The organism is Haloarcula sp. CBA1122, from assembly GCF_009741785.1.
Lineage (GTDB): Archaea > Halobacteriota > Halobacteria > Halobacteriales > Haloarculaceae > Haloarcula > Haloarcula hispanica.
Window position 1 is genome coordinate 84,769 of record NZ_WPCB01000011.1, and the last position, 6,149, is coordinate 90,917.

Genomic DNA, 6,149 nt, shown 5'->3' on the forward strand with positions numbered 1-6,149 from the left:
CTGTTCGTCTGTGGCGTATTTCGCCACCCTCGGGGAGTCACAAATCTCTCGCAAGAGGGACAGCCAACAGTACGAGCCAAACGTGGTATTTCTGTGAGCAAAGCAGTTAACAGCCACACTCCGCGATTCTCACACCCATGCAGGCCGACCCTCAGGAGATAATCGACATCGGCGACAGGCTACTGTCGGAGTACCCCGAACTGTTTACTGAGCAGTACGAGACAAACACTCGTCTCGTTCAGCGACTTGCCAGCGTGGATTCGTTTCGTACCCAAACCAGACTCACCAGATACATCACCCGTGAAAAACGGACACGGAACGGCTCGCAAAGATGAGGCCACTGCGAAGCACACGCGACACACGGAATGCCACACGTCTGTGGCCGGGTTGTCTGCACTCGGCGCTCGTCCCGATATGAGGACCTTCTTTATGTAGAGACCGTCTTGCAGGACGTATGTTACTCACTGGGACTGTCGTTGCGGATTCTGAGACTGTTCTGCAGGACGGGGCGGTCGTCGTCTCCGGGGACCGTATCGAGGCTGTGGGTTCACGTGCCGAACTCGAATCGCAGTACACCAACCACGAACACCAGTCCTATGACGTGCTGTTGCCGGGACTCGTCGGCGGCCACATCCACTCCGTACAGAGCCTTGGCCGTGGCATCGCCGACGACACGGAACTGCTCGACTGGCTATTCGACTACATTCTGCCGATGGAGGCCTCCTTGACCGCCGAGGAGATGGAAGTCGCGGCGAAACTGGGCTATCTGGAGATGATCGAAAGCGGGACTACGACCTGTATCGACCACCTCTCGGTCGCCCACGCGGACCGCGCCTTCGAAGCGGCGGGCGAGATCGGTATCCGTGGCGTGCTCGGCAAGGTGCTGATGGACCAGCGCTCGCCGGATGGGCTGCTGGAGGATACGCAGGCCGCACTGGAGGAGTCCGAGCGGCTCATTCAGCAGTATCACGGTGCCTACAACGACCGGATTCGGTACGCTGTCACCCCGCGATTCGCCGTCTCCTGTAGCGAGGCCTGTCTCCGGGGAGTGCGCGAACTCGTGGACAAATACGACGGCGTCCGCATCCACACCCACGCCAGTGAGAACCAGAGCGAAATCGAGACGGTCAAAGAGGATACCGGGATGCGCAACATCCACTGGCTCGACGAGGTAGGTCTCACCGGTGAGGACGTCGTCCTTGCGCACTGCGTCTGGACCGACGAGAGCGAGCGCGAAGTCCTCGCAGAAACGGGGACGCACGTCACCCACTGCCCGTCCTCGAACATGAAACTCGCCAGCGGCATCGCGCCGATCTGGGACTACCGTGACCGCGGTATCAACGTCGCCATCGGCAACGACGGACCGCCCTGTAACAACACGCTCGACGCGTTCACCGAGATGCGACAGGCGAGTCTCCTCCAGAAGGTCGATCAGCTAGACCCGACAGTGACGCCCGCGGCCGAGATCTTCGAGATGGCGACGCGCAACGGCGCGAAAGCCGCCGGCTTCGACGAACTCGGCGCGATTCGGGAGGGGTGGCGCGCCGACATCGTCGGTCTGGATACGGACCTTACGCGGGCGACGCCGCTGCACGACGTGCTCTCCCATCTAGTGTTTGCGGCCCACGGCGACGACGTCCGCTTCACGATGGTCGACGGGAACGTGCTCATGGAACACGGCGAGGTAACCACCATCGACGCCGACGCCGTGCGTGAAGAGGCCTCGACTATGGGGCTTGAGATGGACCTCGAAGACGAACGCAAGTCCGCACAGGAACAGAAGCCCTGAGTGGCCCTTGGCGGTGCCCTTACTCGCTCGTCGCGATTGCTTCGATTTCGACTCCCACGCCCTTTGGCAGGCTTGCGACCTCGACCGCGCTCCGGGCCGGCGGCTCGTCGTCGAAAAAGCCGGCGTACGTATCGTTCATCGACTCGAAATCGTCGATGTCGTCCAGATAGACGGTCACTTTCAACACGTCGCTCATCTCCAGTCCCTCCGAAGCTAGCACCGCTTCGACGTTCGATAGCGCCTGTTCCGCCTGCGTCGCTATCGGTTCGTCGTCCAGCAGGTCGCCGTCTGGCGTCATCGGAATCTGGCCCGCGGTGAACACGAGCGAGCCGTTTGTCGTCGCCTGGCTGTACGCGCCGACCGCATCGGGTGCATCGGCCGTGCTGATTGTCCGTTTCATCAGTCGAGTCTTCCACCATCAGTGTCTTAAATTTACAGGCTGTCGCGGCGGTCCGCGAACTCGGCGAGGTCAGCATCGGTATCGATATCCCAGTGGATGCCGGGGTCCTCGACCTCGATGAACGCTGTCCGCTCGGTGGTCTCGATGATATCCCGACCGCCGCGGTCGCCGGAGACTGAGGCGAGCGCATCGAAGTGGCAGCCGTCGAATAGCACGGGGTTGCCCCGCGTCCCCTCGTGTTCGGGAACGACGACGGTTGCCGTCCCTGTACGGTACGCTTCGATAAGCACCTCGATAGTTTCGGCCCGGACGAAGGGCATATCGCCCAGCAGGAACAGGGCGGCGTCCCAGCCGGATTTCTGTGCATAGTCGACTCCATGTCGAACCGACGCGCTCTGGCCGGCCGCGTAATCGTCGTTATGACGAAGCGAAACTGAGAGCCCCTCTAGCGGCTCAGCGACGGCCACGCCCTCGTATCCGAGGACGGCGACAACGTCCGACAGCGGTGACTCACATGCGGTTTCGGCTACCTGTCGGACGACTGCCCTTCCGCCGATGGTTGCCAGTAGTTTGTTACCCGGCTCGTACCGTGAACTCCGCCCAGCGGCGAGGACGACGCCACCGACTTCGGTCCGGTGCTGCCCGCTCATCGTGGCCCTCGTTTCACAACGATACTGAGTAGTTCACCGACGTTCGTCACCGCTGGTCCTCCTGCACATCCGTCGCAGCGACGACCTCACAGATATCCGACGCGAACGACGTAATCACGCCCCGAGAACACCGGCCTGTCTGCGACAGTGCGTGGCTGAGAACGTCTCTGGCGGTACGCCGCTGTGATTCGGTATCCGCTTTGTTGACCAGCGGTATCACAGACGCCTCGGTTGGCGCGTTTCGGAGCCCACCCTCAGGATGTGTGAGCACTGTCCCGACAGCCTCCACCGTAATGGTGTCGCCCACATCGAGGCCTGTGATGTCCGCTACCCGCTCCGGCCGGTGGACCACGTCCGTCGTCAGCACTTCACCGACGGCGGCGACTGAGGCGACCGGAACGACGTGGCTCGCTGTCCTCGGTACGACCGGTTCCCTAGCACCGGGCGCTTTGAACTCGCGCTTGCGTGCGCCGTCAGCCTTGACGAGCAGCCAGTCGAACAGTCCAGCCTCGGATAGCTGTTCCACCACACTCGCGTCGAATCCGCGAACCTTCCAGTCGACTCGCGCCGGATCGGCTACCCTCTCGCGAGCGAAGGCAACTGGCGGTTCGTGTTCGTCGAGGTCGTCGCACCACTCGTCCGGGCCAGTGAGCGTCAGCGGCAGGTCAGGCGGCGGTGGCATCGCTGTCGTTGTCGTGTAACCCACATCGTACCCCTCGTCGGTTCCTTCGGCGGTCAACTGTCCCATCGCGGTTTTCTTCCCACCGGCCCCGACAAAGGCGACAGCAGCGCTGGAACCCAGACCCAGCGCAGCAGCCAGATGCATACAGTCGCTCCGCGGGACACACAAAAATAGCTTGCCGGGGCAACAACGTGTGTCGCCGACAGCGTTTTTGTGATCTAGTGGCACACGTACCCGTATGCCCCGCGTAGACGTTCGTGGTGAAATCTGTCCCCGGCCGGCGCTCATTGTCCGGCAGGCGCTTTCAGACCTCGACCCTGGGGAGACGCTCGTCGTTCGAGGTGATTACCCACCGGCCGAAAAGAACCTGCGGCGGATGTGTACGACTCACGGCATCGACGTGACGACCGCAGAGACCGCCGGCGAGTCCGACGAGTTCGAACTCGAACTTCAGGTGACCGAGATGGCGTCGCTATCGGAGGCCTGAGTGTGGGCACCGATACGGCGGCTGATGGAGACGAGGAGACGACTCGCCTGACGGAGTACACGGAACTCCACGGCTGTTCCTGCAAAGTCGGCCAGAGCGATCTCGATTCGCTGCTCGCCGATGCCGGCCTCACGGGTGACAGCGACGCGCTGCTGTTCGGTGTCGGCGAGGACGCCGCCGCCCGGAAACTTACCGACGAGCTCGCGCTGGTCTCGACGGTGGATTTCTTCACGCCTATCGTCGACGATCCGTACGACTTCGGCCGTGTCGCGGCCTGTAACGCCGCCAGCGACGCGTTCGCCACGGGGGCCGTCGAGAACGTCGACTGCCTGGTCGTCCTCGGCCTCCCACGAGAACTAACCGACAGCGCGGCCTCAATCCTCGCCGGCATGGTCGACGCACTGGACGCGATGGACGGCGTCATCGCCGGCGGCCACACAATCATGAGTCCGTGGCCTTTCGCCGGTGGCGCCATCTCGGCGACAGCACGGCCAGACGCCCTGCTCACTTCGCAGGGGGCCAGCCCGGGCGACCGGCTCTACCTGACCAAACCGCTCGGGACACAGCCGGCTATGGGGGCGACCCGCGTGACCGACGCGCAGTTCGTTGAGACAGTCACCGACGCCGCTGACCGCCCGCTCGACAGTATTGCTTCGGAGGCCATCGCGTGGATGACGACCCCGAACCGGGACGCAACGCTGGCGTGCCGTGAATACGCGACCGCGGCGACCGATATCACCGGATTCGGCCTCGCCGGCCAGAGCCGCGTGATGGCCGACCGCTCGAACGTCGGTATCGAACTGACACACCTCCCGGTCATCGCAGGAACGCCCGCCCTTTCCACGCTTTTCGGATACGGGCTAACTGACGGGGAGAGCGCGGAGACCAGCGGCGGACTGTTCGTCTCTGTCCCGCCGGCCGCGACCGACGCCGTCGAAGCAGCGTTCGACGACGCCAGCGTGTTCTACCGAGCTGTCGGGCGTGTCACGGGCGGCAGCGGCGTTACGCTGGATGACCTGACCCTCGAAGAAGTCCGTTCCTAACGTCTAGTAGGAGCCTTCTACCGCAACCGAAGCGTCGCCTCCAGCACGCCACCGCCGAGGCACAGCGCCTTGTCGGAGATCTTCGCTGGGTCGACGGACTCGCCGCGGGGGTCGACGTCGCCGAGCTTTGTGCCCTCGCTGACGCCGAGGCCGCCGTGGACCAGACCGCGAACCAGCCCGTCTATCTCGGTCTCGACCGGCCGGTCGTCGACGGTGCCGACCACGTCGCCGGCTGTGACACTGTCGCCGATGGCGACCGTCGGAGTCCAATTACCGTCGGCCGGGGAACGAAGCACCCGCTCGTGAGTGTAGCCGCGCCGTTCGCCGGGCTCGCCGTCGTATTCGCTCGCAGTCCCCTCGTAGAACACGCGGCCGAGTTCGTGCCCGCGGTCCGTTTCGACGACCGCGTCCACGTCCTCACCGGCCTCGAAATCCGGCCCCATCCCGACAACTACGTCGGCGTCCCCTCGACGCGTGCCGGTGTCGAACTTCCCTTTCGCCATGATAGCGTCGACGAGCACCGCGGCATCGAGTTCGTCGGCGACGGTCGCCTCAGGGTCGACGAGTACCGGGACGACATCGTCGGCGAGCAGTTCGAGCGCCTCGTTGACATCAGAAGCTGCCTGGCCGGTGACCCCCTCAACAGTCACCTCGTCCTCGTACAGCGCCGCACCGAAGGCGACCGCCCGCCGGACGACTGTCGGCTGTTCGACTTCGGTGACGATGACCGGGAAGCCGGCCTGCTGGAGCCGGTAGACCACGCCGCTCCCGAGGTCGCCACCGCCGCGGACAACGACGAGGTCGTCGAGGTTCAGGCGCGTCGCCCGCTCACCGGCGGCGTCGTGGCGGTCCATGGTGACCTCGGCGAGAATCGAGAGCGCGACGGCGGCCGGCCCGCTCCCGCCGAGGTCGAGCCCCACCGGCGTTCGGACCCGGCTGAGGTCCCGTCGGGCGTACCCCACTCGGCGAGCGAGTCGAGGACGTGGTTGGCCTTCGTCTCGCTGGCGACGAGGCCGACGTAGCCAGCTTCGCCGTCCAGCGCCGCAGCGACGGCGTCCTGGTCGAACGTCCCGCTCCGCGTCGCAACTGCCACGGCTG

Annotated in this window: 7 protein-coding genes and 1 pseudogene; 4 read left to right on the forward strand and 4 right to left on the reverse strand. The window is 64.4% G+C overall.

Features of this window, described 5'->3' with window-relative positions:
- Positions 1–137 precede the first annotated feature (137 nt).
- Complete coding sequence (locus GJ630_RS20485) at positions 138–335, forward strand: 30S ribosomal protein S17 (RefSeq protein WP_146417857.1); 198 nt, start codon at positions 138–140, stop codon at positions 333–335.
- Between the two features lie 119 nt (positions 336–454).
- Complete coding sequence (locus GJ630_RS06620; protein ID WP_050038400.1) at positions 455–1,789, forward strand: 5'-deoxyadenosine deaminase; 1,335 nt, start codon at positions 455–457, stop codon at positions 1,787–1,789.
- Positions 1,790–1,808: 19 nt separating this feature from the next.
- Here the strand turns inward: GJ630_RS06620 and GJ630_RS06625 are convergent, their stop codons facing one another.
- The 3 genes from GJ630_RS06625 to yqeC are packed head-to-tail and all read right to left on the reverse strand — an operon-like array spanning position 1,809 to position 3,665.
- Positions 1,809–2,189: a Rid family detoxifying hydrolase gene (locus GJ630_RS06625; protein ID WP_008312058.1), complete on the reverse strand. Its 381-nt coding sequence runs from the start codon at positions 2,187–2,189 to the stop codon at positions 1,809–1,811.
- Positions 2,190–2,221: 32 nt separating this feature from the next.
- A complete protein-coding gene (locus GJ630_RS06630; protein WP_191449586.1) occupies positions 2,222–2,839 on the reverse strand; it encodes a nucleotidyltransferase family protein in 618 nt (205 codons plus the stop codon).
- Between the two features lie 46 nt (positions 2,840–2,885).
- On the reverse strand, positions 2,886–3,665 hold the full coding sequence (gene yqeC / locus GJ630_RS06635) for a selenium cofactor biosynthesis protein YqeC (RefSeq protein ID WP_014031299.1): 780 nt from the start codon (positions 3,663–3,665) through the stop codon (positions 2,886–2,888).
- 94 nt (positions 3,666–3,759) lie between these two features.
- Here yqeC and GJ630_RS06640 point away from each other — a divergent pair, with 94 nt between their 5' ends.
- Positions 3,760–4,008: a sulfurtransferase TusA family protein gene (locus tag GJ630_RS06640; RefSeq protein ID WP_014031298.1), complete on the forward strand. Its 249-nt coding sequence runs from the start codon at positions 3,760–3,762 to the stop codon at positions 4,006–4,008.
- A 2-nt stretch (positions 4,009–4,010) separates the two neighbouring features.
- Positions 4,011–5,051 carry a selenide, water dikinase SelD gene (gene selD / locus GJ630_RS06645; protein ID WP_371727114.1) on the forward strand — a complete coding sequence of 347 codons (1,041 nt, stop codon included), beginning with the start codon at positions 4,011–4,013 and terminating at the stop codon, positions 5,049–5,051.
- A 17-nt stretch (positions 5,052–5,068) separates the two neighbouring features.
- Here the strand turns inward: selD and yqeB are convergent.
- Positions 5,069–6,149 (reverse strand): annotated as a pseudogene (gene yqeB, locus GJ630_RS06650) (selenium-dependent molybdenum cofactor biosynthesis protein YqeB); the annotation flags it as partial.